The organism is Pedobacter fastidiosus, from assembly GCF_014306625.1.
Lineage (GTDB): Bacteria > Bacteroidota > Bacteroidia > Sphingobacteriales > Sphingobacteriaceae > Pedobacter > Pedobacter fastidiosus.
This window is the reverse complement of sequence record NZ_JACRYL010000011.1, coordinates 1-26,631: the sequence shown is the minus strand read 5'-3', so window position 1 is coordinate 26,631 and position 26,631 is coordinate 1. Positions and strand designations below refer to the sequence as shown.

The 26,631-nt window shown below is 35.6% G+C and carries 20 protein-coding genes and 1 rRNA gene; 17 read left to right on the top strand and 4 right to left on the bottom strand.

Translation table 11 applies throughout. The annotated features are described in order from the left end of the window. Nucleotides 1–122 precede the first annotated feature (122 nt). Nucleotides 123–1,799 carry a beta-N-acetylhexosaminidase gene (locus H7U22_RS13240; RefSeq protein WP_187071832.1) on the top strand — a complete coding sequence of 559 codons (1,677 nt, stop codon included), beginning with the start codon at nucleotides 123–125 and terminating at the stop codon, nucleotides 1,797–1,799. Here H7U22_RS13240 and H7U22_RS13235 read toward each other — a convergent pair. After that, the gene (locus H7U22_RS13235; protein ID WP_187071831.1) at nucleotides 1,789–2,712 is read right to left on the bottom strand and encodes an AraC family transcriptional regulator; all 924 of its coding nucleotides are present in this window, start codon (nucleotides 2,710–2,712) and stop codon (nucleotides 1,789–1,791) included. The genes H7U22_RS13240 and H7U22_RS13235 overlap by 11 nt on opposite strands. Nucleotides 2,713–2,872: 160 nt before the next feature. On the opposite strand from H7U22_RS13235, the gene H7U22_RS13230 reads away from it, so the two are divergent. The 3 genes from H7U22_RS13230 (at nucleotide 2,873) to H7U22_RS13220 (ending at nucleotide 5,161) form a co-directional block, all read left to right on the top strand. Continuing rightward, on the top strand, nucleotides 2,873–4,378 hold the full coding sequence (locus H7U22_RS13230; protein ID WP_187071830.1) for an aldehyde dehydrogenase family protein: 1,506 nt from the start codon (nucleotides 2,873–2,875) through the stop codon (nucleotides 4,376–4,378). Nucleotides 4,379–4,491: 113 nt separating this feature from the next. After that, a complete protein-coding gene (locus H7U22_RS13225) occupies nucleotides 4,492–4,866 on the top strand; it encodes a DUF779 domain-containing protein (protein WP_187071829.1) in 375 nt (124 codons plus the stop codon). 100 nt (nucleotides 4,867–4,966) lie between these two features. After that, nucleotides 4,967–5,161, top strand: coding sequence for a hypothetical protein (locus H7U22_RS13220; protein ID WP_187071828.1), 195 nt, complete (start codon nucleotides 4,967–4,969; stop codon nucleotides 5,159–5,161). Between the two features lie 13 nt (nucleotides 5,162–5,174). On the opposite strand, the gene H7U22_RS13215 is transcribed toward H7U22_RS13220, so the two are convergent. Then, nucleotides 5,175–5,573 (bottom strand): thiol-disulfide oxidoreductase DCC family protein, encoded by a 399-nt coding sequence (locus H7U22_RS13215; protein WP_187071827.1) that lies wholly within the window; start codon nucleotides 5,571–5,573, stop codon nucleotides 5,175–5,177. 128 nt (nucleotides 5,574–5,701) lie between these two features. Between H7U22_RS13215 and H7U22_RS13210 the strand changes: the two genes are divergently transcribed. The 13 genes from H7U22_RS13210 (at nucleotide 5,702) to H7U22_RS13150 (ending at nucleotide 25,001) form a co-directional block, all read left to right on the top strand. Further along, on the top strand, nucleotides 5,702–6,547 hold the full coding sequence (locus H7U22_RS13210; protein WP_187071826.1) for an aminotransferase class IV: 846 nt from the start codon (nucleotides 5,702–5,704) through the stop codon (nucleotides 6,545–6,547). 251 nt (nucleotides 6,548–6,798) lie between these two features. Then, the gene (gene pyrR / locus H7U22_RS13205) at nucleotides 6,799–7,344 is read left to right on the top strand and encodes a bifunctional pyr operon transcriptional regulator/uracil phosphoribosyltransferase PyrR (protein WP_187071825.1); all 546 of its coding nucleotides are present in this window, start codon (nucleotides 6,799–6,801) and stop codon (nucleotides 7,342–7,344) included. Nucleotides 7,345–7,351: 7 nt separating this feature from the next. Then, nucleotides 7,352–8,281, top strand: coding sequence for an aspartate carbamoyltransferase catalytic subunit (locus H7U22_RS13200; RefSeq protein WP_187071824.1), 930 nt, complete (start codon nucleotides 7,352–7,354; stop codon nucleotides 8,279–8,281). A 518-nt stretch (nucleotides 8,282–8,799) separates the two neighbouring features. After that, on the top strand, nucleotides 8,800–11,823 hold the full coding sequence (locus tag H7U22_RS13195; protein ID WP_187071823.1) for a tetratricopeptide repeat protein: 3,024 nt from the start codon (nucleotides 8,800–8,802) through the stop codon (nucleotides 11,821–11,823). Between the two features lie 4 nt (nucleotides 11,824–11,827). Continuing rightward, nucleotides 11,828–13,525, top strand: a complete 1,698-nt coding sequence (locus tag H7U22_RS13190; RefSeq protein WP_187071822.1) for a porin family protein — start codon at nucleotides 11,828–11,830, stop codon at nucleotides 13,523–13,525. Between the two features lie 54 nt (nucleotides 13,526–13,579). Then, nucleotides 13,580–15,076: an HU domain-containing protein gene (locus H7U22_RS13185; protein WP_187071821.1), complete on the top strand. Its 1,497-nt coding sequence runs from the start codon at nucleotides 13,580–13,582 to the stop codon at nucleotides 15,074–15,076. After that, nucleotides 15,076–15,786 (top strand): MotA/TolQ/ExbB proton channel family protein, encoded by a 711-nt coding sequence (locus H7U22_RS13180; protein WP_187071820.1) that lies wholly within the window; start codon nucleotides 15,076–15,078, stop codon nucleotides 15,784–15,786. Before H7U22_RS13185 ends, H7U22_RS13180 begins: the two co-directional genes overlap by 1 nt. Further along, nucleotides 15,786–16,187, top strand: coding sequence for an ExbD/TolR family protein (locus H7U22_RS13175; protein WP_187071819.1), 402 nt, complete (start codon nucleotides 15,786–15,788; stop codon nucleotides 16,185–16,187). Before H7U22_RS13180 ends, H7U22_RS13175 begins: the two co-directional genes overlap by 1 nt. Further along, nucleotides 16,187–17,002 carry an energy transducer TonB gene (locus H7U22_RS13170; RefSeq protein ID WP_187071818.1) on the top strand — a complete coding sequence of 272 codons (816 nt, stop codon included), beginning with the start codon at nucleotides 16,187–16,189 and terminating at the stop codon, nucleotides 17,000–17,002. Before H7U22_RS13175 ends, H7U22_RS13170 begins: the two co-directional genes overlap by 1 nt. A 39-nt stretch (nucleotides 17,003–17,041) precedes the next feature. Beyond that, a complete protein-coding gene (locus H7U22_RS13165; RefSeq protein ID WP_248284748.1) occupies nucleotides 17,042–18,331 on the top strand; it encodes a bifunctional folylpolyglutamate synthase/dihydrofolate synthase in 1,290 nt (429 codons plus the stop codon). Nucleotides 18,332–18,397: 66 nt separating this feature from the next. After that, entirely contained in the window at nucleotides 18,398–20,056 is a 1,659-nt protein-coding gene (gene pafA / locus H7U22_RS13160; protein ID WP_187071817.1) for an alkaline phosphatase PafA, read from the top strand. Between the two features lie 189 nt (nucleotides 20,057–20,245). Next, the gene (locus H7U22_RS13155) at nucleotides 20,246–23,617 is read left to right on the top strand and encodes a methylmalonyl-CoA mutase family protein (protein WP_187071816.1); all 3,372 of its coding nucleotides are present in this window, start codon (nucleotides 20,246–20,248) and stop codon (nucleotides 23,615–23,617) included. A gap of 106 nt (nucleotides 23,618–23,723) precedes the next feature. After that, nucleotides 23,724–25,001, top strand: a complete 1,278-nt coding sequence (locus tag H7U22_RS13150; RefSeq protein WP_187071815.1) for an acetyl-CoA hydrolase/transferase family protein — start codon at nucleotides 23,724–23,726, stop codon at nucleotides 24,999–25,001. 52 nt (nucleotides 25,002–25,053) lie between these two features. Here the strand turns inward: H7U22_RS13150 and H7U22_RS13145 are convergent, their stop codons facing one another. Next, nucleotides 25,054–26,034 carry an acyl-ACP desaturase gene (locus H7U22_RS13145; protein WP_187071814.1) on the bottom strand — a complete coding sequence of 327 codons (981 nt, stop codon included), beginning with the start codon at nucleotides 26,032–26,034 and terminating at the stop codon, nucleotides 25,054–25,056. A 346-nt stretch (nucleotides 26,035–26,380) separates the two neighbouring features. Next, a 5S ribosomal RNA gene (gene rrf / locus H7U22_RS13140) occupies nucleotides 26,381–26,492 on the bottom strand. Nucleotides 26,493–26,631 lie beyond the last annotated feature (139 nt).

Here is a 26,631-nt window from a genome sequence, read left to right as displayed (position 1 = left end):
TTGCTACATCAAGAAGGATTTTCTTCCCATCGGGTTTATGTAACATCTATAATTCGTTCTACCCTACCTTTCGCTTTCATCCCTCTATAATTATTACTTTTGAAAAGGAAAATCGCCTTACTATGAAAAAAATTATCTTTCTATTTTTATCAATTGCTTTTTGCTTAAATCTGTCTGCTCAAGAAGTAAATATTATTCCACAGCCTGTAAAATTGGAAATAAACCCGAAAACATCACCCTTCAAAATAGATAACAGAACGCAAATTATTGCACCAGATTCCTTAATAAATAGTATCTCCTATCTACAGGATTATCTATCAAAATATTATGGAATTACGATTACAAGAGATTCAACATCCAACAAAGTATCAAACATTATTAAACTGGGTATAAGTAATGTTAAGACCACAAAACCAGATTATTATGAATTAACTTCAGACAATAAACAAATTCAAATTCTATCTTCATCCTCAAAAGGAATATTTTACGGCATCCAAACTTTAATTCAGCTTTTACCCTACTCTCGTAAAGCTTTTCCCGTGCAAGTTCCATCAGTTAATATAACCGATTATCCTCGCTTCGATTACCGCGGAATGCATCTTGATGTAAGTCGCCATTTTTTTGACGTTGCTTTTGTTAAGCAGTACATCGATTATTTAGCGCTTCATAAAATGAATTACTTCCACTGGCATTTAACTGATGACCATGGCTGGAGAATTGAAATTAAGAAATATCCGAAACTTGCAGAGATCGGCGCTTGGCGTAATGGCAGTATTATTGGTTTATGGCCAGGAAAAGGCAATGAAAACATAAAATACCAAATACTACCCAAAGAAATTAAAATTACCCCTAAAGATGCGGTAATTAAAACCGATGGCATTCGATATGGTGGTTTTTACACTCAAGAACAAATTAAAGATGTGATTAATTATGCGTCTAAAAAATACATCACCATTATTCCAGAAATCGAAATGCCTGCTCACAGCATGGCAATTTTGGCTGCTTATCCAGAATTGGGAACCGAACCCGATAAAAAATATGAAGTTGCAGAAACTTGGGGAATGATGAACAAATACAATAACGTTTTACAACCATCAGAAAAAACATTTCAATTTTTAGAAGATATACTAACCGAGGTAATGAATCTGTTCCCTTCGCAATATATACATATTGGTGGCGATGAAGGATCGAAAGTTTGGTGGAGAAAATCAGAGGTTTCTCAACAGATTATGAAGGCAAATGGACTCAAAGATGAAAGCGAACTGCAAAGTTATTTTATCCGCAGAATGGAAAAATTTGTAAATAGCAAAGGCAAAACCATAATTGGTTGGAATGAAATTTTACAAGGCGGACTGGCTCCAAACGCTGTAGTAATGAGTTGGCAAGGGGAAAAAGGCGGAATAGATGCTGCTAAACTTCAACATAAAGCCATCATGACTCCAGAAATTAAAATGTACTTTAATCATGCTCAATTTGTTAAAGAAGATAGCTTAACAGCAAATAAATTTTCGCCATTAATAGATGTTTACAATTATGAACCAGTGCCGGCAGAATTGACCCCAGAGCAGGCAAAATATATTTGGGGAGCACAAGGCTGTTTGTGGAGCGAATACATTACAAATCCTGCAAAAGCAGAATATATGCTCTTCCCAAGATTAGATGCACTAAGCGAAATTTTATGGAGTCCGAAAGAGAAACGCAATTATCCTGATTTTTTAAAGCGCTTAAAAACTCAGTTTAAACGTTACGATTTAATGGGAATTACCTACAGTAAAAGGTACTTAATTACTAGTGAATAGTATGAACTACCTGGCTTTGATAAGCACCCGGTGTAATTCCAACAATCTTTTTAAAGGCACGAATAAAATAGTTTGCATCACTAAATCCGAGCTCGTAACTTATTGATGCGACTTTAGCGGTTGGTTGAGATAACAGGATTTTTGCTTTCGCGATTTTCTCTGAAAGAATAAAATCATTTGGACTAATGCCCAATTCTCTTTTAAAAAGCCTATAAAACGTTGCCTTGCTCATGCAGGCTTTATCACTTAAATTATTGATGCTAATCTTTTCGTTCAGGTTTGCTTTAATGTAGCTTAATACAAATGCTAAAGGATTTTGATTAAGGTTATAGCCATCATCACTTATGGTTTTCAAATTCTGCGTTTGCATAATTCTCACCAACAGTTCTTTCAAAGTTAAATCGGCCAAAACATCCTTTTCCTTCGTTCTTTCGGAGCAAATTCTAATTACTTTATTAATGAGATAAGCAATCTCTTCATTATTATAAAAATGGTACTCATCATAATTTAGCAACCATTTTTCATTACTTCCCTCCTTCGGGAAAAATTCATTTAAATAAGTAATCGTCTTTTTTATCTGCTCTTGATCTATAGCCAATGCAATACATTGAGTGGGATTAAGATTTGTAGCTTCCGGGAAATCAATCTCCATCGTTATAGCTGGTGGAACGATAACGGTTTGACCAGGAAAATAATCAAAGCCTTTTTTATCAAACAAATGCATTACCTTCTTACCCCTCAACATGCTGGTAATTACAAAATCATTGAATGTAAGTGGAACTTTATAAGATTCGGTATAGGTTTCAAAAACATTTAGTTCGCAACGCTCCAAAGTGTATGATGTTCTATTTTCGACGAGTGTTTGCAAACTTTTCGAATTGCTAAGATTTACCTGATCCAATGTATGTTGCATATCAAAAAGATTTGGTTAGAGATATTTACCTAATACTCAAATATAAAAGTATTTCAATAAGGTTACATACCCTGAAACGATAATGCTACCAAATGCTACGATTATACTATCTATCCGCTAGGCTTTGCCATTAGGTTTGTATAACCAAATTATATAAATCATGAGCAATTTAATTCAAAAACCAGCATTCAAAACCCATTATGATAATTACATAGGAGGCAAATTTGTAGCTCCGGTAAAAGGCGCATATTTTGATAATATTTCGCCAATAGATGGAAAAGTTTTCACTAAAGCCGCACATTCTACAAAAGAAGATTTAGAACTTGCTGTTGATGCCGCCTATGAAGCTTTTAAAACTTGGAGCAAAACATCTTCAACTGAAAGAAGCATTATTCTAAATAAAATTGCCCAACGGATGGAAGATAATTTAGAATATCTGGCTACTGTAGAAACAATTGATAATGGCAAAGCCGTTAGAGAAACGCTTGCCGCAGATTTACCTTTAGGGATTGACCATTTTAGATATTTTGCAGGCGTTATCCGTGCTGAAGAAGGCTCTCTCTCTGAGCTGGATCAAAATACAGTTTCGCTAATTGTACACGAACCTATTGGTGTTGTGGCTCAAATTATTCCATGGAATTTCCCTTTGTTAATGGGCATTTGGAAATTAGCTCCGGCATTGGCTGCAGGTAATTGTGTAGTGCTAAAACCTGCTGAAAGCACTCCAGTTTCTATTATGATTTTAATGGAACTAATCGGAGATCTCCTTCCTCCAGGTGTAATCAATGTAGTAAATGGCTTTGGTGCAGAGCTTGGAAGAGCATTAGTTACCAATCCTAAAATTTCGAAAGCAGCATTTACTGGCTCTACCCCGACTGGAAGACTAGTGATGCAATATGCAACTGAAAATATTATTCCAGTAACGCTAGAATTAGGCGGAAAATCTCCAAATGTTTTCTTCAGCTCGGTAATGGATCATGATGATGCCTTTTTGGATAAAGCCGTTGAAGGTGCTGTAATGTTTGCTTTAAACCAAGGTGAAATTTGTACTGCGCCATCTAGATTATTGATTCAAGAAGACATTTACGAAAGGTTTATTGCCAAGGTAATTGAACGAACTGAAGCTATAAAAATTGGTAACCCATTAGATAGAACCGTAATGATGGGCGCTCAGGCATCGAAAATTCAATATGAAAAAATAGCGCAATACATTAAGTTAGGTAAAGAAGAAGGCGCCGAGCTTTTAACTGGTGGCGATGTAAATAAATTAGAAGGCGATTTAGAAACTGGTTATTATATTAAACCAACCATTTTTAAAGGCCATAATAAAATGAGGATTTTTCAGGAAGAAATTTTCGGTCCGGTATTGGCAGTTACCACATTTAAAACCGTTGAAGAAGCTATCGAAATTGCTAACGACACATTATATGGCTTAGGTGCTGGTGTTTGGACTCGTGACGCTCATGAGCTTTATCAAGTTCCAAGAGCCATTCAAGCTGGGCGAGTTTGGGTAAACCAATATCACTCTTATCCTGCCGGAGCTCCTTTTGGTGGTTACAAACAATCTGGTGTCGGTAGAGAAAACCATAAAATGATGCTTGGCCACTATCGCCAAACCAAAAATATGTTAATCTCTTACGACAAAAACAAATTAGGTTTCTTTTAGTTAAACTTATTTTAATTCTAATCCTATTGTTAAGCAATCGCAGGTTCATCAAATTAATCTGCGATTTTATTTCAATCTGATGGAAATTACCTATTTTAATTAAAATCCGAAACATGATCATTAGAATTGATAGCACCGAAAAAGCAAAGGAATTAATTGCTATTCTTAAAGAAAAACATGGCGAATTAATGTTCTATCAAGCCGGTGGATGTTGCGAAGGCACACAACCTCAGTGTTTTGAAAAAGGAGGCTATTACTTAAGAATGCGTGATGTTTGCCTTGGAGAAGTTGAGGGTTGTGAATTTTGGGTAGATAGAGATTTATTTGAATACTGGAAATTTTCGCATTTTAATTTAGATGTTTTAGATGGCTTCGGTGTTGGTGGTTTCTCGTTAGAAACGCCATTACAAAAAACATTTAAAATACATTATAGACTTTTTACTACCGAGGAACTCGAAGATCTCGAGCCCGTTAAAATTGCAGAATAATATTTATTTGGTTAGATTAAGTCAGTTGGAGAACTCCAGCTGGCTTTTTTGTTACTTGCGTTCTCACAAAATAATCCAATCTTTGTTGCAAACTTAAAACATGCGTAAAATTCTAGCCGTTCTGTGTACTGTAATAACCATTTTTGCAATTAAGGAAACTGTTTATATCTTCACTTCAACTGATGCTGATATTGTAAGCCAAAGAAACCAATTAGAATTAACGGCGCTCAGCATAACTGTTCCATTAATTATTTTAACACTTTGGCTTTGGATCTCAAGCAGAAAAATTAAGTAACCTTAAATTAGATTTACAAATAAAACTTACTTTTTAAATCGGGTGTTGGTACCCAACAACTCTCCTGTTTACCCCACCATTTGTACCTGTTTTTGGCGATGATATCGTAAAACCAATCGCGAATAAACTTCGGGATAATGATAAACCCAAAAAGTAAAGGCCAAAGTCCATTCAGCTTTTTGGCAACTCGCAATGCTGAAGATGATTTTGTATAGAGGATTCCATTTTCTAAAAGCAAAATAGAGTTTAACTTTTCCGGATCGACATTAAATTGTGGCAACACCTCTTTTGCATAAGCGCTCTGTAAAGCTGTAAACTTGAAAAGATTTTCATGATCATGCTCAATAACAAACTGAACCGATGCATTGCAAAGGTTGCAAACACCATCAAAGAAGATTACAGGTTGAGCCATAAATAAAGTTAGATATTTAAGCTTTAATAAAAATCAGATTTGTGTATTATTAATATTCTTAACGAGATTTATTGGCAATAAAATGAATATTCCTGTACATTAGCTCAACTTATTAAAGCCCAATAAGCATGTATATTTCCATTAATAACGAGTTATATTTAAAAGAAGATGCCAAAATATCGGTTTCTGATTTATCCATTCAAAGAGGTTATGGCATTTTCGATTTTCTAAAAACGATTAACAATAAACCAATATTTATTGAGAATTATTTAGATCGTTTTTATAATTCTGCCCGAGAAATGAATCTAGAGGTTGAGCTAAATAGAGAGCAACTTCGTAATTCAATTCAGAAACTAATAGAGAAGAACGATATTCCAAATTCGGGGATAAAAATTATTCTTACTGGAGGTTATTCTGAAGATGGCTATACCATGATTAAACCTAACTTGGTGATTATTCAAACACCCTTAGACATCAATGAAATTTTACCCGAACAAGGAATAGCCCTGGTGAGCTACAATCATCAGCGCCAACTTCCTCACGTAAAAACCATTGATTATTTACAGGCCATTCGCTTGCAGAAATTTGTAAGGGAAAACCATGCAGATGATCTTCTATATCATAATAATGGCTTAGTGAGAGAATGCCCGAGAGCAAATTTTTTCATAATTACCGATAGCGAAATTATAACGGCCAAAAACGAAATTTTAAATGGAATTACCCGAAGTAAAATTTTGAGCTTAGATCTTCCAAATCACACTTTTGCGGAAAGAGATTTTACTTTAGCTGAAGTATATAATGCCAAAGAAGCCTTTATAAGCAGTTCTACAAAAAATGCATTTCCCATTTATAAAGTGGATGGAAAGTTAATTGGCGATGGAAAAAATGAAATTACCAGCAGGATTAACGAAAAGCTTTTAGCCTTAATTGCATTAGATCAGATGGTTGAGTATATGCCGTTAGCAGACAAATAGAAATACAAAACAGGCCATTTAAACCGGATTGAAGCGAACACGCAGTGGTAACCTTCATGGTTGCCTACGAAGTAAAGCGGAAAGCCGGATTCATTTTTCCGATGTAAACTGGAACCTGCTTTTCTAATAAAGTTTAAAAAACAAACAATTTAATGTTGTAACAGAACGATTTAGCGTTGAAATAATAAAACAATCTGCCTGCAACTTTCCAACCTTGAAACATTTTTATATATTTGCCCAATCCTTCTTCAATGCAAAAGAAAACACTTCTTGACGGACAAAAAATTCAGATTACAATTAAGAGGCTTTGCCATCAATTAATTGAAAACCACGACGATTTCGCGAATACCGTTTTAATTGGCATCCAGCCGAGGGGTATTTTTTTGGCCGACCGGATTCAACAAGAGCTTCAAATTATTCTAAAAAGCAAGAAAATTTTAAAGGGAAACCTTGATATAACTTTCTTTAGAGACGATTTCAGAAGAAAAGATGGCTTGGTAACCGCCAATAGCAACTCTATCGATTTTATAATTGAAGGCAAAAAAGTTATCTTAATCGATGATGTACTTTGGACAGGCAGAACCATTAGAGCTGCATTAGATGCGCTTTTGGCTTATGGTAGACCAGAAAAAGTTGAACTTTTGGTTTTGATTGACAGAAGATTTAGCAGACACCTACCTATAGAGCCTGATTACATTGGCCATCAAGTAGATAGCTTAAATTCGCAACAGGTAAAAGTAACCTGGGCAAGTGAAGGTGCAGAAGACAAAGTGATTTTATTATCTGAAAAACAATAAATAAGAAATGGCAGCAGACAGACTATCAACCCGACATCTTTTAGGCATTAAAGATATTAACCGGAATGATATCGAATTGATTTTCGAAACTGCAGATAATTTTAAAGAGGTAATTAACAGGCCAATTAAAAAAGTGCCCTCTCTCCGTGATATTACCATCGCCAATATATTTTTCGAAAACTCTACCCGTACAAAACTTTCTTTTGAATTGGCTGAGAAAAGACTTTCTGCAGATGTTGTAAATTTTGCAGCCTCTTCTTCATCCGTTAGCAAAGGCGAAACTTTAATAGATACCGTTAACAACATTCTATCAATGAAGGTTGATATGGTTGTAATGCGCCATCCGTACGCCGGTGCGGGTCAGTTTTTAAGCAAGCATGTTAAAGCTCAAATTGTAAATGCTGGCGATGGCGCACATGAACACCCAACGCAGGCCTTACTTGATGCTTTTTCCATTCGCCAAAAACTTGGTGATGTTGCAGGGAAAAAAGTAGTTATAGTTGGTGATATTTTGCACTCTAGAGTAGCAATTTCAAACATACTTTGTTTACAACGTTTAGGTGCAGAAGTTATGGTGTGCGGACCAACTACACTAATCCCAAAACACATTCATCAACTTGGAGTAAAAGTTGAGCATAACTTAATTAAAGCCCTGAACTGGTGTGATGTAGCAAACATGCTTCGCATTCAACTCGAGCGACAAGATATTAAATATTTTCCATCACTTAGGGAATATGCAATGATGTATGGCTTAAACAAACAGATTCTGGATAGCCTTGATAAAGAGATAATTGTAATGCATCCCGGTCCAATAAATCGTGGTGTAGAGATTACCAGCGATGTTGCCGATAGCAAGCAATCTATTATTTTAGAACAGGTAGAAAATGGCGTAGCCGTTAGAATGGCTGTACTCTATTTATTAGCAAGTCAAGGTTAGGATAGTTCATTAGTCATTAGTTTATTAGCCATTAGTTCATTGGTCATTAGTGTAAAGCGTAGCAAATTGCGCATGATTAATTTTTATGTCTTATTATAATTTTTCAGCACATAACGAATAAGCGTTTAAACAATTAACCTGTAAACAATCCTTGATATGTTTTTTTAGCGCTCATTCCACCAATGAACAAAAGACCAATGAACCTTTGAACTAGTCTAATTTTCAACAATCCTCGATATGTTTTTTTTAGCGCTCATTCCACCAATGAACAAATGACCAATGAACCTTTGAACTAGTCTAATTTTCAACAATCCTCGATATGCTTTTTTTAGCGCTCATTCCACCAATGAACAAATGACCAATGAACCATTGAGCCAGCCTAATTTTCAACAATCGCCATCTTCCTAATACCAAACCAAAAATCCCTTCGTTTATTTGTGTTATTAACAGATGTTAATTACTTCTGTTGATAAGCTTTGATACTATTTATAATTTAGTACCAACCATATTTGAAACCAATGCAGAAAAAATACTTACTAATTCCGCTATTTTTAGCAGGAAGTTTTAGTACATACGCTCAAGTTAGCGCGGTACAAAACCTCAATAAAAACTATCAAACGGGTTTAGAATTATTAGATAAGGAAAAATACACCGCGGCCTCGCAACAGTTTAAACTTGTTGAGCAACAACGCTTTAAACCGTCTACACAAACCGAGAGTAATGCGGAATTATCTTTACTTAAAGAAAATGCTAAGTTCTACGCAGCTGTTTGCGCTTTAGAACTTACTAACAGTGATGCCGAAAGTTTATTTCAGGCTTTTATTCGCGATTACCCTCTAAATCCTAATACCAAACTTGCTTATTTTTACGTTGGAAGAACTTATTTCAACCAAAAAAACTATAAAAAAGCATTAGAATGGTTCGAAAAAACAGATCCTTCTACTCTTTCTGGAAAGCAACGCAATGAGTATCAATTTAAACAAGGCTACTCCTATTTTGAGCTAAAAGATTATGAAAAGGCTGAACCTTTATTTGAACAGGTTAAAAAAGAAAAAGGCGATTTTCAAGAAAGTGCGACCTACTATTTTGCTTACATTAATTATTTAAACAAAGAGTACAAAACGGCGCTAGCAAATTTTGAAAAGCTAAAAGGCTCTCCGACTTATGAGGCTAGCTATCCGTATTACATCACATCTATGTATTATTTAGATGAGCGTTATGATGATGTGATTAGTTATGCGATCCCTGCAATGCAAAAAACCAAACAGCAGTTCGAACCAGAAATGTTAAGCTTGGTAGCAGCATCTTATTTCGCAAAATCTGAGTTCAAAAATGCTGAAAAATATTTTGCCGAATTTTATGCAAAAGATAAAAGCGACACCAAAAACAACCTCTTTATTTATCAATACGGCTATTCTTTATTCCAAAATAAAAAGTATAAAGAATCTGTTTCTGTTTTAGAGAAGCTTAATTCGGATGATGTTTATCTTCAAAACGGAATGCACACTTTAGGTAAAGCATTTATTCAACTGGGTGATAAACCTAAAGCACAAAGTGCGTTTTTCAGAGCATCTAGATTAAGTTTTGATAAAGCCATTCAAGAAGAAGCTTGGTTAAACTATGCCAAGTTAAGTTACGAGTTAGAATTTCATCAGCAGGCTTTAGATGCCACCCAAGGTTTCTTAAAACAGTTCCCGAACTCTAAAAAAATTAATGAAGCCAAAACATTATTGGGTGAAGTTTTATTAACGACAAAAAATTACCAAGCTGCTGTTGATATTCTGGAGCCAATTCCGAATAAAACATTAGAAGCCAAGGAAGCTTATCAAAAGGTTACTTATTTCCGAGGATTAGAATTTTATAACGAAAGGGCTTTCCCAAATGCATTAGCTATGTTTTTACGTTCGGAAAAATTCCCTGAAGACAATGAAATCCATGCTTTAAGCACCTATTGGAAAGCCGAATCGATGTACGAGCTTCGTAAATTTAGCGAAGCTGTTAAAACATTCGAACTGTTCTTAAAAATGCCCGATGCCGATAAAACCGGCGTTTACAATTTTGCAAACTATGCTTTAGCGTATGCGGCTTTCGAAGATGAAAAATATAGCACAGCAGCTAATTATTTTGAGAAATTTTTAGCCGGAAACGATAAAGATCAAAAAACAATTGATGATGCAACCATCCGCTTAGCCGATTCATATTTTGTAAATAAAAACTATGGCGATGCAATGGCGAACTATAACAAAATCATCAGTCGCAAAACGAGCGCAGAAGATTACGCCCTATTTCAAAAAGGAATGATCCAAGGTTTGGAAACTCAGTATGATACAAAAATTGCTACCATGCAAAGCTTGTTGAAAACATTCCCTAACTCTAACTACGCTGATGATGCTGGTTTCGAAACTGCCTATACCTACTTTAACAAAGGCGATTTCGATAAATCTAAATCAGATTTGGTAGAACTCGTTGCAAAATATCCAAGAAGCAGTTATGTTCCAAAAGCTTTAGTAACAATTGGTTTGGTTCAGTACAATCAAGATCAGGATGATGCGGCTTTAGAATCTTTCAAAAAAGTTATCCGCGATTATCCGAGTGCGGATGAAGCTAAGCAAGCCTTAGAATCGATCAAGAATATTTATGTTGATAAAGGTGATGCAAATGGCTTTATTGCTTACGCAGGAACTACTCCACTTGGAAATTACTCAAATGCAGAGCAGGATAATATAATATTCAGCGCTGCCAACAACCTATATCTTAAGGGTGATGCAAACGGTGCTTTGCAAGCTGTTAATGCATACTTCGATAAATTTCCGAAAGCAATTCATGAGAAAGAAGCCAAGTTTATCAGAGCAGAATCTTTAGTTAAACTTAAGCGCCCAGATGAAGCCGTTGCAGATTACGAATTTATTTTGAACGATTGGACAAGTGACTATACTGAACGCTCTTTATTGAGTATTTCACAAGTATTCTTGGATCAGAAAAAATACAATGAGGCCATTGTTTATCTGAAAAGATTAGAAACCACAACAGATTATAAAGCACATTATAGTTACGCAATTAACAGTTTATTAAAAGCATATACTGCACTTAGTATGCCTGATGATATGTTGAAATATGCGCAATTAACCAAAGAATCTGAAAAAGCTTCTGAAGAAGAAAAAAACAGTTCTGGATTATACTCAGGTAAGGCTTATCTATTAAAAGGAGATACAACAACCGCGGTTAAAGAATTCAAAAATGTTGTTGCAACTACTAAAACTATTGCAGCCGCAGAAGCAAAATATAATTTAGCTCAATTGGAATATACTAAGGGTGATTATAAAACTTCATCAAAATCGTGTTTCGACATTATTAACAATATGGCTTCTTATGATTATTGGGTAGCTAAAGCATTTATCTTATTATCTGATAACTATGTTGCGCTGAAAGATAATTTACAGGCAAAAAGTACACTTCTAAGTATTATCGATAATTATGATGGTAAGGATGATATTATCCCAACTGCGAAACAAAAATTAGAAAAACTAAACCAGAAGAAGTAGAATTATGAAGTCGATTAAATATATATATAGTTCACTTTTTTTCTTGGCTGCCGGATTAATGACAGCCCAGGCACAGGATAAGAAACCTGAAGAAAAAGCTGCAGTTAACGAAGAGATTGAAGTTGTACGTCCTTATAAACCAATTTTGGCAGAAGCTGTAAAGCTGAGAAGAAGCCCTAATTTGGATGATGTAAAAACATACAAAGCAAAATTAAATTACAGCCTAATGGATAGAAAATTAGAGCTGAATAGCGATATTAAAAAACTACAGGCACAACAACTGGTAGATGAAAAGGCAACAGAGCTAATTAACAATTATGTTAAGGGCGCATTTGGTTCTCAAGCTACGCTTTTAGGTGAAGCTTATTTTAACTCCGGAAAAGATGAAGGCCTGCAAGTTGGCGGTTACTTTAAACACTTCAGTCAGGAAGGTAAATTAAACAAACAAAATAGCAGCAGCCAACAACTTAGTGTTTTTGGTCGCAGTATTTTAGATGAAAATACGGTTAGCGGTCGGGTTAACTTCGAGCGCAATGGTGTTCATTTTTATGGCATCGATAACGATCGCCCAACTTTAAATCCTAATCCAGAAAAACAGGCTTTAACGATGTTCGAAGCCGAAGGTGAATTGGTTAAAAACTTTACAGAAGATGAAGATGCTTTAAGTTATGCGTTAAAAGCTGATGGATACGTATGGAGCGATAAATTCAATGCTAAAGAAAATTATTTTACGGTTAATGGTTATTTAAATAAACGCATTAGCTCATTAAATTTAGGTTTAGCAGCAGCAGCAGAATTCGGAAACACTAAAGACGCTTTAACAAGAGTTGGTAATAACTTATTGCGTTTAAATCCATACATCCGTTTACAGGTTAAAGGCGCAAAAATTACGGCAGGAATTAATTTCGTTCAAGAGTTTGGTGCTTTCAGTAGCTCAAGAATCTTTCCTGCAGTTACGGCAGACTTCACTTTGATTCCAGATTATCTACAGATTTTTGGAGAAGTAAAAGGCGATGTCAATAGAAATTCTTTAAAAGGTTTCACAGATGAAAACCCTTGGTTAAATAGCAATATCTTAATTAAAAATACGGTTGAGAAATTAAGTTTCAGTGCTGGTATTAAAGGTACAGGCGGACCAGGTTTTGGTTATAAAGCTCGTGTTTACGTTAAGCAATTTGATGACATGCCTCTTTTCGTAAATAACTATACAGATTTTAATAAGTTCGATGTTATTTATGATTTCGGCAAAACAAAGTTAACTGGCTTAGAAGGCGAAATCTCTGTTCAAGTTAGCGATGCATTAAAATGGACTGGAAAATTAAATATTGATGATTGGAAACCTGCTCAAGAAACTTACAGCTGGTTTAAACCGGGATTAAAAGTAAGCTCCAACTTCGTTTATACCTACAATAAAAAACTAAGCTTTAATGCTGGTGTAGTTATTCAAGATGATGTAAAAGCTAAAATAAATGTTTCTGCTCCAGTTAGTCCGTTGCAATATGTAGTTCCAAATCCAGCAATAGAATCTATTGTTACTGTTAAAGGTTATGTTGATTTGGGTTTAGGTGCAGAATATAGAATCAACAACAAATTCTCTGTTTTTGCAAAGGCAAATAATATCTTAAATAGCAATTACAGCAAGTATTTATTTTATCAGGTAAATGGATTTAATATTTTCGGCGGACTAACTTATTCATTTTAAACACATTAAATTAATTATTGTGTAGGTTTAGAAAAAACGCTTAATTTTACCCGAATGGATATCTTATCATACCTTTTAGAACTTTTGCAACAAAGCAAAGAAGTCGGTATTACTGGCTTGGGAACTTTCTATAAAAAGAAATTTCCGGGCAGATACGATAAGGAAAAACAATCGTTTTTACCTCCGGGATATACTTTGCAGTTTTCAAAGGAAGTTAAAGATGAAGAAGCTTTAGCCAGCTTTATTTCTAGTAAAAGAAATATCTCTCTCGAAAGTGCTAAATATTACATTTCTCAATTTGTTGAGGATGTTAATAAAAAGCTGGAAATTGAGCATGAAGCTGAACTCGAAAACACCGGAAGATTATTTTATACGGAGCATGATGGCTTAAGTTTTGAGCCATCGAATGATATAAATTACGGATCAGAATTTTTTGGCTTACCTACCATTGCAGAAACTGTACATCCTCCTGAGGAAGTAATATCTTCAGCCCAAAAAGAAGATGAAGAGGAAGTTTACGATGAAATTGCAGAAGCACCTTCAAAGCAAAACGATAAAATTGAAGAGACTGAAAATGTTTTTCCTGTCGTAGAAAATGTAGAGTTAGATGAGGTTCAAGACGATCTTAAGAATACACTAAAACATTCTGAAAAACCATCAGAAGATGAAATTGAGGTTCCAGAATTTATAAAAGAGCAACACGAAGAAAATCCTGATCGTTTCGGGCACACACCAGAATCTGAAGAGAGTTTAGTCAACACAAACGAAGAAGAGGTTGTTGTTCCAGAATTTATAAAAGAACAACATGAGGAAAACCCCAACCGTTTCGGACATACACCAGAAGTTGAAACACCCAAAACTTACATTAATTTACATGATGAAGTTGTTTCAACTGAAGAAGTAGTTCCTCACGAAGAAATAATTGAAGCACCAGAGTTTATTAAGGAACAGCATGCTGAACATCCAAATCGATTTGGTCATGACCCACTTTTGGATGAACCAATTGAAGCAGAAAGCAAATCAGTTTGGCCTAAAATATTTATTGGCATCTTAATTTTAATTGTTATTGGCGCAATTGTTTATTTCATCAATCCAGAGCTGTTCAATCCAATTGCCAAAATAGAGAAAAGCCCAACTCCAGCAGTAATTATTGATTCGCCTAAAGTTGTAATAGATACAAATAAAGCAAAGCAAGATTCCATCGCAAAAACAGATAGCATTTTAAAAGCCAATCAGGTTATACCGAAAAAAGATACTGTTAAAAAAGTTGCTGTTGTTCCAACAAAACCTGTAGTTCTAGGTACAAAAACTGGAACCTTAAGTTATGAAATTATTGGAGCATCTTTCAAAACAACTAAAAAGGCTGAGCAATTTGTACAGCAAATGAAAGGATATGGCATAGTGGCCAAAATAGTACCGATTGAAGGGCCATATAAAAAGGTAAGTATAGCTTCTTTTAAAACAGAAAAAGAGGCTTTAGAAGCAAGGCCAGCATTAAGTAAAAAAGTTAGAATAAAAGAATTAGATATTAAACAGATAAACACACCGTAATGACAACCTTATTAACAATTATTCAAGATACAACAAAAGCATTGCAGGATACGGCAACCGCGGTTAATCCAAATTTAAGTCAGCCCGCACCAGAAATACATTTTATTGATTTGCTTTTTAAAGGTGGGTGGGTAATGATTCCATTGGCTTTCTTAGCCGTTTTAGCTTTGGTTATTTTCTTTGAGCGTTATTTAACCATCAAAAAAGCAACTAAAGATGAATCTAATTTAATGGTTCAAGTTAGATCCTATATCCAATCAGGAAACTTAGAAGGTGCGTCTGCAATGTTGAGGAACAACAACTCTCCTCTCTCTCGTATGTTGCAAAAAGGTCTAAAACGCATTGGTCGCCCAATTAAAGACATTGAAGGCGCCATTGAGAATGTTGGTAAATTAGAAGTTTCCAAACTGGAAAAAAATATCAGCATTTTAGGAATCGTTGCGGGTATTGCCCCAATGCTTGGTTTCGTAGGTACAATTGTTGGGGTTATTACCATTTTCCACCAGGTATCAATTAAAGGAGCCATTGAAATCGGAACCATTTCTGGTGGTTTATATACCAAAATGATTACTTCGGCAACTGGACTAATTATCGGGATTATCGCTTATGTTTTATACCACATTTTAAATATTATGGTAGAGAAAATTATTCTTAAAATGGAAACCGATGCAATTGATTTTATTGATTTATTAGAAGAACCAGGCAAATAATGAATTTACGCAAAAGAACAAAAGGAAGTGTAGAAGTACATACATCAGCACTGAACGATATCATGTTCTTTCTGATGTTGTTTTTCTTATTGGCCTCTGCCGTGGTAAATCCAACAGTAGTTAAATTACTCTTGCCACAATCCTCTAGCGGACAACAATCTACTGCTAAAAAAGCAGTTACCGTAACGATAGACGAAAATTTAAAATATTTCGTTGATAAGAAACCAGTAACTATAGAAGAATTACAGCCCGTATTAGAAGGTTATCAAAAATTGGCGCCAGATATGACGATTTTGTTATATGTATCTCGTAATGTAACTTATCAGGATGGATTTGTAGTGAATGATATTGCAAACAAATTAAAATTAAAGCTTGTTGTAGCTGTTGAGCCTAAGAAATAATGACTCATAAAGAAGAAAATAATTATCCAAAAGCAGTTGCCATTTCTACTGGCATTATGGCTATTTTACTAGCCATAAGCTTTATTATTGTGATTGGTACTTTCCAACCACCCGAAGAACTGGGCATGGGTGGCATGGTTGTAAACTATGGAACTTCGGCAGAAGGAATGGGCGATGATTACACAAGTATCGAAGAGCCATCTGCAGATCCTAACGCCAACAATAAAAAACCAGATAAGGTAACTCCTGAAGAAAAAGTAACACCAACAACATCTACAGAAAGTAGCGATAAAGACATTCAAACTCAGAATACTGAGGAAGCTTTGAGTATTAATACCAAACCTAAAAAAGCAACTGCCACAACACCAACTACCACAACTGAAGAAAAACCTTCAAAACCTGTTATCAACCAAAATGCCTTATATAAAGGTAAAAAAAGCACCGGACAAGGTGGTGGCGATGGAACTGGAACTACAGCTGGCAATCAAGGATCTGTTAATGGAGACCCTTTATCAAATAATTATGGAGAAGGTGGATCTGGTTTTGGAAATAAACCTATAGAATTACGTCGTTTTTCAAATTTAGTTATCCCGAAGGATGATGGTCAAAAAACCGGCAAGGTTGCCATAAGGATTTATTTTAATAAATCGGGAACAATTACAAGAGCCAATCAAGAGTTAAAAGGTTCTACAATTACAGATACTGAATTGGTTAACAAATGTATTCAAGCCGTTTTGAATTCGGCTTTGAGCAAAACAGATATAGGTGGCGATAGCCAAACTGGTGTGGTTGTTTTTAACTTTAAAGTGAAGTAATTTAGAATTTAAATTTTATTACGCTTATCCTTATCCATCTTGAACTACCAGCAAACGCTTGATTATTTATACAGTAAACTGCCCATGTTTACTCGTGTTGGTGCATCTGCCTTCAAAAAAGATTTAACCAACACCATAATTTTTTGCGAAGCTTTAGATAATCCTCAGCATAAATTTAAAAGTATTCATGTTGCAGGTACAAATGGTAAAGGTTCCACATCCCATATGCTTGCTTCGGTTTTACAGGCACAGGGTTATAAAACCGGTTTATACACCTCCCCTCACTTAAAAGATTTTCGCGAACGCATTCGAATAAATGGTAAAATGATGGCGAAAGCCGAGGTGATAACATTTGTTCAACAGCAAAAGAAACTGATAAAAGAAGTTGAGCCTTCCTTTTTCGAAGTTACCGTAGCAATGGCTTTTGATTATTTCGCCAGGCATAAAGTTGATGTCGCAGTTATCGAAGTTGGTTTGGGTGGTCGATTGGATTCAACAAATATCATTCAGCCAGAGATTTCAGTAATCACCAACATCAGTATAGACCATACAAACATGCTCGGTAATACGATAGAAGAAATCGCCGGAGAAAAAGCGGGCATTATAAAAAAAAATACGCCAGTGGTTATTGGAGAAACACAAGATAAATCAAAAGCCGTTTTCTTAAGTAAGGCTGAGGAAATGAACGCCCAGATTATTTTTGCCGATGCAGTGTTATCAGCTCAAGAGATTAAGGTAAAAAATAACAAACTATCACTATCTATATTTCGGGGAAACAAACCACAGTATAAAAATCTCCAAAGTGATTTAACAGGGCTTTATCAACCAAAAAATATTCTGACAGTTTTAGAAACCTTTGCTATTTTAAATCAGCAAACCGAAATTAAAACTTCGATAGAAAGTATTTATAAAGGGTTGAAAGAAGTTAAAAAAAGAACCGGCTTACAAGGTCGTTGGCAAACCTTGAGTAAAAATCCGTTAATTATCTGCGATACCGGCCACAACGAAGCTGGAATAACTGAAGTTGTAAAAAACATTATTCAAACACCACACCAAAATCTTCATATGGTTTTTGGAATGGTGAAAGATAAGGATATCTCCAAAGTACTATCCTTACTTCCAAAACAAGCTAAATATTATTTTTGCAAACCAGATTTAGAGCGTGGTCTTGAAGTTAAAGATTTACAAGAACAAGCTTCTACATTTGGATTAAAAGGACACAAATTTAATTCAGTTGCCGAGGCAAAGGCAAAAGCAATAGAATCAGCAAGTTCTAATGATTTAATATTCATCGGCGGAAGTACTTTTGTAGTAGCAGAAGCAATATAAACTTTACAAAAACTTCAAAAATTCTTCATCTAAAAATTGTTACTTTAGCCAAATAACAAAATAAGAATGAAGAAAATATCCTATTTAGTCCTTTCCCTATCTCTCTTTACCCTATCTATTGCATCTGCACAAACAAAAAAAGCAACTACAGCTCAACCAAAAGCTTTTCCTGCTGAAGTTGCAAGACCAAAGTTGGTAATTGGTTTAGTAGTCGATCAAATGCGCTGGGATTATTTGTACAGATATTATAATCGCTATACAAATGGTGGTTTTAAAAGATTGGTTAACGAAGGTTTTTCTGTAGAAAATACGTTCATTCCTTATACTCCAACTTATACGGCTTGCGGTCATACGTGTATTTATACAGGTTCTGTTCCAGCAATTCACGGTATAATTGGAAACGATTGGTACGATTCTGAAACCAAAAAGAATATGTATTGTACGGAAGATACTTCAGTAGTAACGGTTGGAAGTACCCCATCGCCCGAAGGTCAAATGTCTCCTAAAAACATGCTAACGAGTACAATTACAGACGAACTTAGGTTAGCGACTAATTTTAGAGGTAAAGTAATTGGCATTTCTTTAAAAGATAGAGGTTCAATCCTTCCCGCTGGCCATGCAGCAAACGCAGCATATTGGTATCAAGGTACAACTGGAAACTGGATTACCAGTTCATATTACATGAAAGAAGTTCCAACCTGGATTGCAGATTACAATAAATTAAAATTGGCGAATAAGTTTTATGCTAAAAACTGGGAAACACTCTACCCAATTAACACCTACGTAAACAGTACAGCTGATGAAAAAGTTTATGAAGGAAAAACAAGTACTTTTCCACATATGCTTAAGCAAAATATCGATAAAAACTTTGATGCGATTAGAAGTACACCGTACGGCAATACAATCACTTTAGATTTAGCTAAACTGGCTATTTTATCAGAAGATTTGGGCCAAGATAACATTACCGATTTTCTTGCGGTGAGTTGTTCAGCAACCGATTATGTAGGTCACGGATATGGACCAAATTCAATTGAAGCTGAAGATACTTATTTGCGTTTGGATAAAGATTTAGAAGAATTCCTTAACTATTTAGATAAAAAAGTAGGCAAAGGAAACTATACAATATTCTTAACTGCAGATCATGGTGCTGCCCACGTCCCAGGTTTCATGGCTGAAAATAAAATCCCTGCAGGTGTTGTTAGCGACAGAGATATTGTTTTTAAGTTAAATGCATTCTTAAATGAAAAATTTAAAGTGAACAATGTGGTGCTAAAATCGATGAACAATCAAATCATCTTCGATCATGATAAAACCGATAATGGTACCGTAAGTTTTGATGTAATTAAAGCAGCATCTATTGAATTCTTAAAAAGAATGGATGGCTTTGCAAATGTTGTTGATATTTCAAGAATAGCACAGGCAACCATCCCAGAGATTCAGAAAAAGATGATTACTAATGGCTACAATGCAAGAAGAAGCGGAGATCTTTATTACATTCTAAATCCAAACTGGTTTAATGGTGGTAGCACGGGTACCACTCACGGAAGCTGGAATCCTTATGATGCACATATTCCATTGGTATTTATGGGCTGGGGCATTAAACAAGGTGCATCAAACAAAACGCATTATATGACGGACATTTCGGCAACATTGGCCGCTTTACTCCACATACAAATGCCAAATGGATGTGTGGGAGAACCTATAACTGAAATTACAAATAAATAAAGCTTAAAATCACCAACTCCAAATGCCCCCAAAAGTGATACACACTTAATGGGGGCATTTTTGTTATATTAATGTATCAATACCATTAAAAACCAATCCTATTATAAGTATTTGTTACATTTGCATACCAAATATAAATAGGCCAAAGTCTAGGAATTCTTCAAATTCCTAATCAAAAAATTCCGTACTATGCAACAAGTAGAAATATATAAACCAAAGAATAAAATACGTTTTGTAACCGCTGCTTCTTTATTTGATGGTCATGATGCTACTATTAATATTATGCGTCGAATTCTGCAATCATCTGGTGCCGAGGTTATCCATTTAGGTCACAACCGTTCGGTAGATGAAGTGGTTAATTGTGCCATTCAGGAAGACGTTCAAGGCATTGCGATGACTTCCTACCAGGGCGGGCATATCGAATATTTCAAATACATGCACGATCTTTTGCAAGAAAGAGGTTCGGGTCATATTAAAATATTTGCCGGTGGTGGAGGTGTAATTCTTCCTTCGGAAATCGAAGAATTGCAGGCTTATGGAATTTCAAAAATTTATTCTCCAGATGATGGGCGCAAAATGGGCTTGCAGGGAATGATCAATGATATGTTGCAAAAAACGGACTTCATTACAAAAACTAGCATCACCAATGAATTGGAAACCATCCCATCAAAAGATATTAAAGCAATTGCAGGAGCAATAACAGTTGCAGAAAATGATCCCGAAGGTGCACAAAAATTTGTTGATGAGTTAAAAAAACTTTCAAAAAATAATAAAGCACCAGTTTTAGGAATTACTGGAACAGGTGGCGCAGGTAAATCTTCCTTAGTAGATGAGTTAGTAAGAAGATTTCTTGTTGAAGTTAAAGATAAAACGCTTGCTATTATTTCTGTCGATCCATCTAAAAGAAAAACTGGTGGAGCCCTTCTAGGCGATCGAATCCGTATGAATGCGATTAATAATCCTAGAGTTTATATGAGATCCCTAGCAACACGCCAGGCAAATCTTGCCCTATCAAAAAATGTTCAAGAAAGTATAGATATCTGCAAGGCGGCGGGCTACGATTTGATTATTGTAGAAACTTCTGGAATTGGCCAATCTGATACAGAAATTACCGAGCATTGCGATGTTTCCCTTTATGTTATGACACCCGAGTTTGGTGCTGCAACTCAACTGGAAAAAATCGATATGCTCGACTTTGCCGATTTAGTGGCAATAAACAAATTTGATAAGAGAGGTGCATTGGATGCTTTGCGAGACGTACGCAAACAATATAAAAGAAATCACAATATTTTTGATGCCAAGGATGAGGAGATTCCCGTTTACGGAACAATGGCTTCTCAGTTTAACGATCCTGGAATGAATAATTTATTTGTAGCCTTAATGCAACAAATAAAAGAGAAAACGCAAACTGATTTCCATGCAAAAATGGAGCTTACTTCCGATCAATCAGAAAAGATTTACATCATTCCGCCAGATCGAATTAGATACTTAGCGGAAATTGCAGAATCTAGCCAAACGTATAATGAATGGGTTGATAAGCAAGCTAGTATTGCAAGAAAAATGTATCAACTTAAAGGCGTTATTGATTTGTCCGAAGAACATCAATCTCTTTCTTTGGGTGATGGAATAAAAGAAGCTTACACTTTTTTTGAAGAGCAGTTAGATGGAGAATGTAAGAGACTACTCCGCCAATGGCCTGAAACAAAAAAAGCTTATAAAGAAGAGTTTTTTATATATAAAGTCAGGGATAAGGAAATTAAACTTCCGCTATACTACGAATCCTTATCTAAACTGAACATTCCTAAAGTTTCTTTACCACGATATGAAGATTGGGGCGATATTTTGCGTTGGCTCCTAACTGAAAATCTTCCCGGAGAATTCCCTTATGCTGCTGGCGTATTCCCTTTAAAACGCGAAGGAGAAGATCCTACTAGAATGTTTGCTGGAGAAGGTGGCCCAGAAAGAACAAACAAACGTTTCCATTATGTATCATTAGGTCAGCCTGCTCACCGTTTGTCAACCGCTTTCGATTCCGTTACACTTTATGGTGAAGATCCTCATATTCGCCCAGATATCTATGGTAAAATTGGAAACTCGGGAGTAAGCATTGCTACTTTGGACGACGCAAAAAAACTTTATTCAGGTTTCGACCTCTGTGCATCTTCTACATCGGTATCCATGACCATAAATGGCCCCGCTCCCATGCTATTGGGCTTTTTCATGAACGTAGCAATTGATCAGCAATGCGAAAAATACATCATCGAAAATGATTTACAAACTGAGATACAGGAAAAAATAGCAATCATCTATAAAGATAAAAATATAGACCGCCCAGTTTATGAAGGCACTTTACCAGAAGGAAATGATGGTTTGGGATTAATACTTTTGGGTGTAACAGGAGATCAGGTTTTACCATCAGATGTTTATTCAAAAATAAAGGCAAAAGCAATAAGTTCAGTCCGTGGAACCGTTCAAGCAGATATTTTAAAAGAAGATCAAGCTCAAAATACCTGTATATTCTCAACAGAATTTGCCTTGAGAATGATGGGCGATATTCAAAAGTATTTCATTGATGAAAAAGTTAGAAATTTTTATTCTGTTTCTATTTCAGGTTATCACATTGCTGAAGCAGGCGCCAACCCAATTTCGCAACTTGCCTTTACATTAAGTAATGGATTTACTTTTGTAGAATATTATTTAAGTCGTGGGATGCATATTGATGATTTTGCTCCAAATCTCTCTTTCTTTTTCTCTAATGGAATTGATCCGGAATACGCAGTTATCGGTCGTGTAGCAAGACGAATCTGGGCAAAAGCAATCAAAAATAAATATAAGGGAAATGACCGTTCTCAAAAATTAAAATATCATATCCAAACATCTGGCCGATCTTTGCACGCTCAAGAGATAGACTTTAACGATATTCGCACAACTTTACAAGCATTGTATGCAATATATGATAACTGTAATTCTCTTCACACCAATGCCTATGATGAGGCGATTACCACCCCCACTGAAGAATCTGTGCGTAGGGCAATGGCCATTCAACTCATTATTAATCGAGAATTAGGTTTAGCAAAAAATGAAAATCCATTACAAGGAGCTTTTATCATAGAAGAATTAACAGAATTAGTTGAGAATGCAGTTCTGGCCGAATTCAAAAGAATTAACGATCGTGGTGGAGTTCTCGGTGCTATGGAAACCATGTATCAACGTGGCAAAATTCAGGAAGAAAGTTTGTACTATGAAACTCTAAAACATACCGGAGAATATCCTATAGTTGGTGTCAATACTTTTTTAAACAAAAATGGTTCTCCAACAATTATACCTGGTGAAGTTATTCGTGCAACTGAAGAAGAAAAGCAATATCAAATTTCAGCCCTCCAAAAGTTTCAAGATAGAAATGAAGATAAATCTGCTGGCCTATTAAAACAACTCCAGAAATCTGCTGTTGCCGGTGATAATATTTTTGAACAGTTAATGGAGGTTTGTAAGATTTGTTCCTTGGGGCAAATTAGTAAAGCCCTTTACGAGGTTGGAGGGCAATATAGAAGAAATATGTAACGAAATTCGAATAAGAAGTAATAAATATCATATTATTTTGAGATTGTAAAAACTATGCTCTCATTTGGCAATCAATAACTTAGTACAAACTAATTTCAAGGTATCCATGTCCACATTTCATTATATAAGTGCTGCTGAAGCCGTTCAAAGTATTCATTCTGGTAATCGTGTATTTCTTCATGGAAGTGCTGCAACACCAATTCATATTATTCATGCACTTCAAAACAGATACCAGGAATTAAAAAATGTAGAGCTCGTGAGCATCACCAGTTTTGGAGATGTTGATTTCAATCATGAAAAATTCAGAGAGAGTTTCTACATAAATTCTCTCTTTGTATCCGCTAACACAAGACAAATTGCAAATAGCAACTTCGGTGACTATGTGCCCGTATTTTTAAGCCAAATTCCACAGCTTTTTAAAAGTAATATTTTACCAATTGATGTAGCAATTATTCATGTTTCTCCTCCAGACAAACATGGTTATTGTTCACTAGGAACATCTGTGGATATAGCAAGAGCTGCAGTGGAAATGGCAAGATTTATAATTGCACAGGTCAATCCAAAAATGCCACGTACTCACGGTGATAGTTTCATTCATGTGAGTAAAATAAATAATTTAGTTTGGCATGAAGCTGATTTACCAGAAATAAATTATGAGCATGGTGCAACAGAAGCGATAAAACAGATTGGCAAAAATATTGCAGAATTAGTAGATGACGGAGCTACATTACAACTTGGAATAGGTACAATTCCAGATCAAGTTTTAAAAAATCTAACAAATCATAAAAATTTAGGCCTTCATACCGAAATGCTCTCCGATGGAGTAATTCCGTTGATCCAAAATGGAGCTATTAATAACAGTCAGAAGAAAATAAATAGAGGTAAATCGGTGACTAGTTTTATGGCTGGTACTAGACGGCTATATGATTTTGTAGATGATAATCCAGAAATAGAAGTATTGGATATCAGTTATGTAAACGACACGAGTATCATTAGAAAAAACAATGATATGATCGCAATCAATAGTGCAATAGAAATTGATTTAACCGGACAGGTATGTGCAGATTCAATAGGCACTTATCAATACTCTGGTATTGGCGGACAGATGGATTTTATGCGTGGGGCATCTCTTTCACAAGGTGGAAAACCTATTATCGCTTTACCATCAATCACTAATAAGGGCATTTCTAGAATTACTCCATATTTAAAAGAGGGCGCTGGCGTGGTTACCACACGTGGGCATGTACATTGGATTATTACAGAATATGGAAAAGTAAATTTATTCGGCATGAACTTGAAACAGAGAGCCAGGGCACTCATTAGTATTGCCCATCCTTCTCATATTGAGAATTTGGAAAGGGCATTTCACGAAAGATTTAAATAAAAAACCCCGTTTCTGAATAAGAAACAGGGTTATATTTTACTGTATGAAATGCTTATCCAGCAATCCAGCTGAATTTATAATCAATCGTTGGGTTTTTCATACGTTCTGCAACTTTCAATAATCTCGAAGGTAAATTCATGATATAATCACGAGCCTTTTCTCCTGCCTCATCTAAATCACGCATCCCCTCAATTTTCCAGTCGATAATTAACTGTTGCATAATTTCAACATAATCTACCGCAGTGTACACGCCCAAACGTTGCGCTGCATCTGTAAAGTGACCAAAAGTTTGGCCTATTTTTAAACCAACTTCTCTTAAGAAATGTGCTGGCATTACGATTTTCTTACGCATCATATCTTCAAACGCCAACATAGCTTCATTAGGATCTACCTCGAAAATACGATTCATGAAATCTTTGTATGCTTTTGCATGTCGAGCTTCATCTGATGCAATAACCCCACACATTTTCGAAAGTAAGGTATCACCGTCTTTCTTAGCTAAAGATGCTACTCTTCTGTGAGAAACATTAGTTGCCAATTCCTGAAAGCTAGTATATATAAAATTGCGGTAAGGATCATGTCCGGTACCAATATCGAAACCATCGGCAATAAGATACTGAGTAGAAATCTCCATTTGTCGCATATCAACGCGACCAGATAAATATAAGTATTTGTTAAGCAAATCACCATGGCGATTTTCCTCTGCAGTCCAATGACGAACCCACTTCATCCAACCACCCTCTTCGTCTCCACTATGTCCATCAACCATTGCAAGCCACGATTCATATGTAGGTAAAGCTTCTTCTGTAATCGTATCGCCTATTAAAACGGCTACTAAATCATAAGAGAGATCTTTTGCATTATCTCTTAAAATTCTGATGTCCTGATAAAATGTTTCACTTGTAGAATCTGGTAAAAAATCAGAAGGTTGCCAGTTTGTATCAATAGGTTTCAAATAAGTTCCCATCGATTCGAGCATATATTTTTCAATATGCATCATTACTTCCCTTCTTTTATCTGCAAAAAAACTCATTACTTATACTTATATTTTTATTAAAAACAAAGATAACCAAATATTACGGCAAACCTTAGCATATTAACATATTTGCATCGATTCAGTTTTATACTAGGGTTCTTTTAACGAAAATGTAATTATTTTGGTAGAGCAATTACATCCTAATATTTGCAGAGGCGTTTATAAGCAAAATAAAAACCTAACAACCACTAATTCACTCTTTTTTGGAATAACATAAATAAAATTTGCCTGTCAAGAGCAGGGCTTTGCCCGGCCCGGGTTTGTGATTGGAGGCCCATGCCGCTCGAAAAGGGCCATAAACGAAGAGAGCCCCGTAGCTGTTGCTACGGGGCCTCTCTTTAAGATCTGGCACCGACCTACTCTCCCACGTGTTACCGCAGTACCATCGGCTCTGGCGGGCTTAACTTCTCTGTTCGGAATGGGAAGAGGTGGACACCGCCGATATAGGCACCTGAATATTTTTAACAAGACCGGAGGTGAAGGCCCGGGTACCAAAGCGTGTACGCTCGCGGTCCGTGGTCTGTCAGCACTCGGCTTGAGTGACATATAATTGGAAGAAGTTAAGTTTCGAAGAGCAAACAACGATTTGTTGCC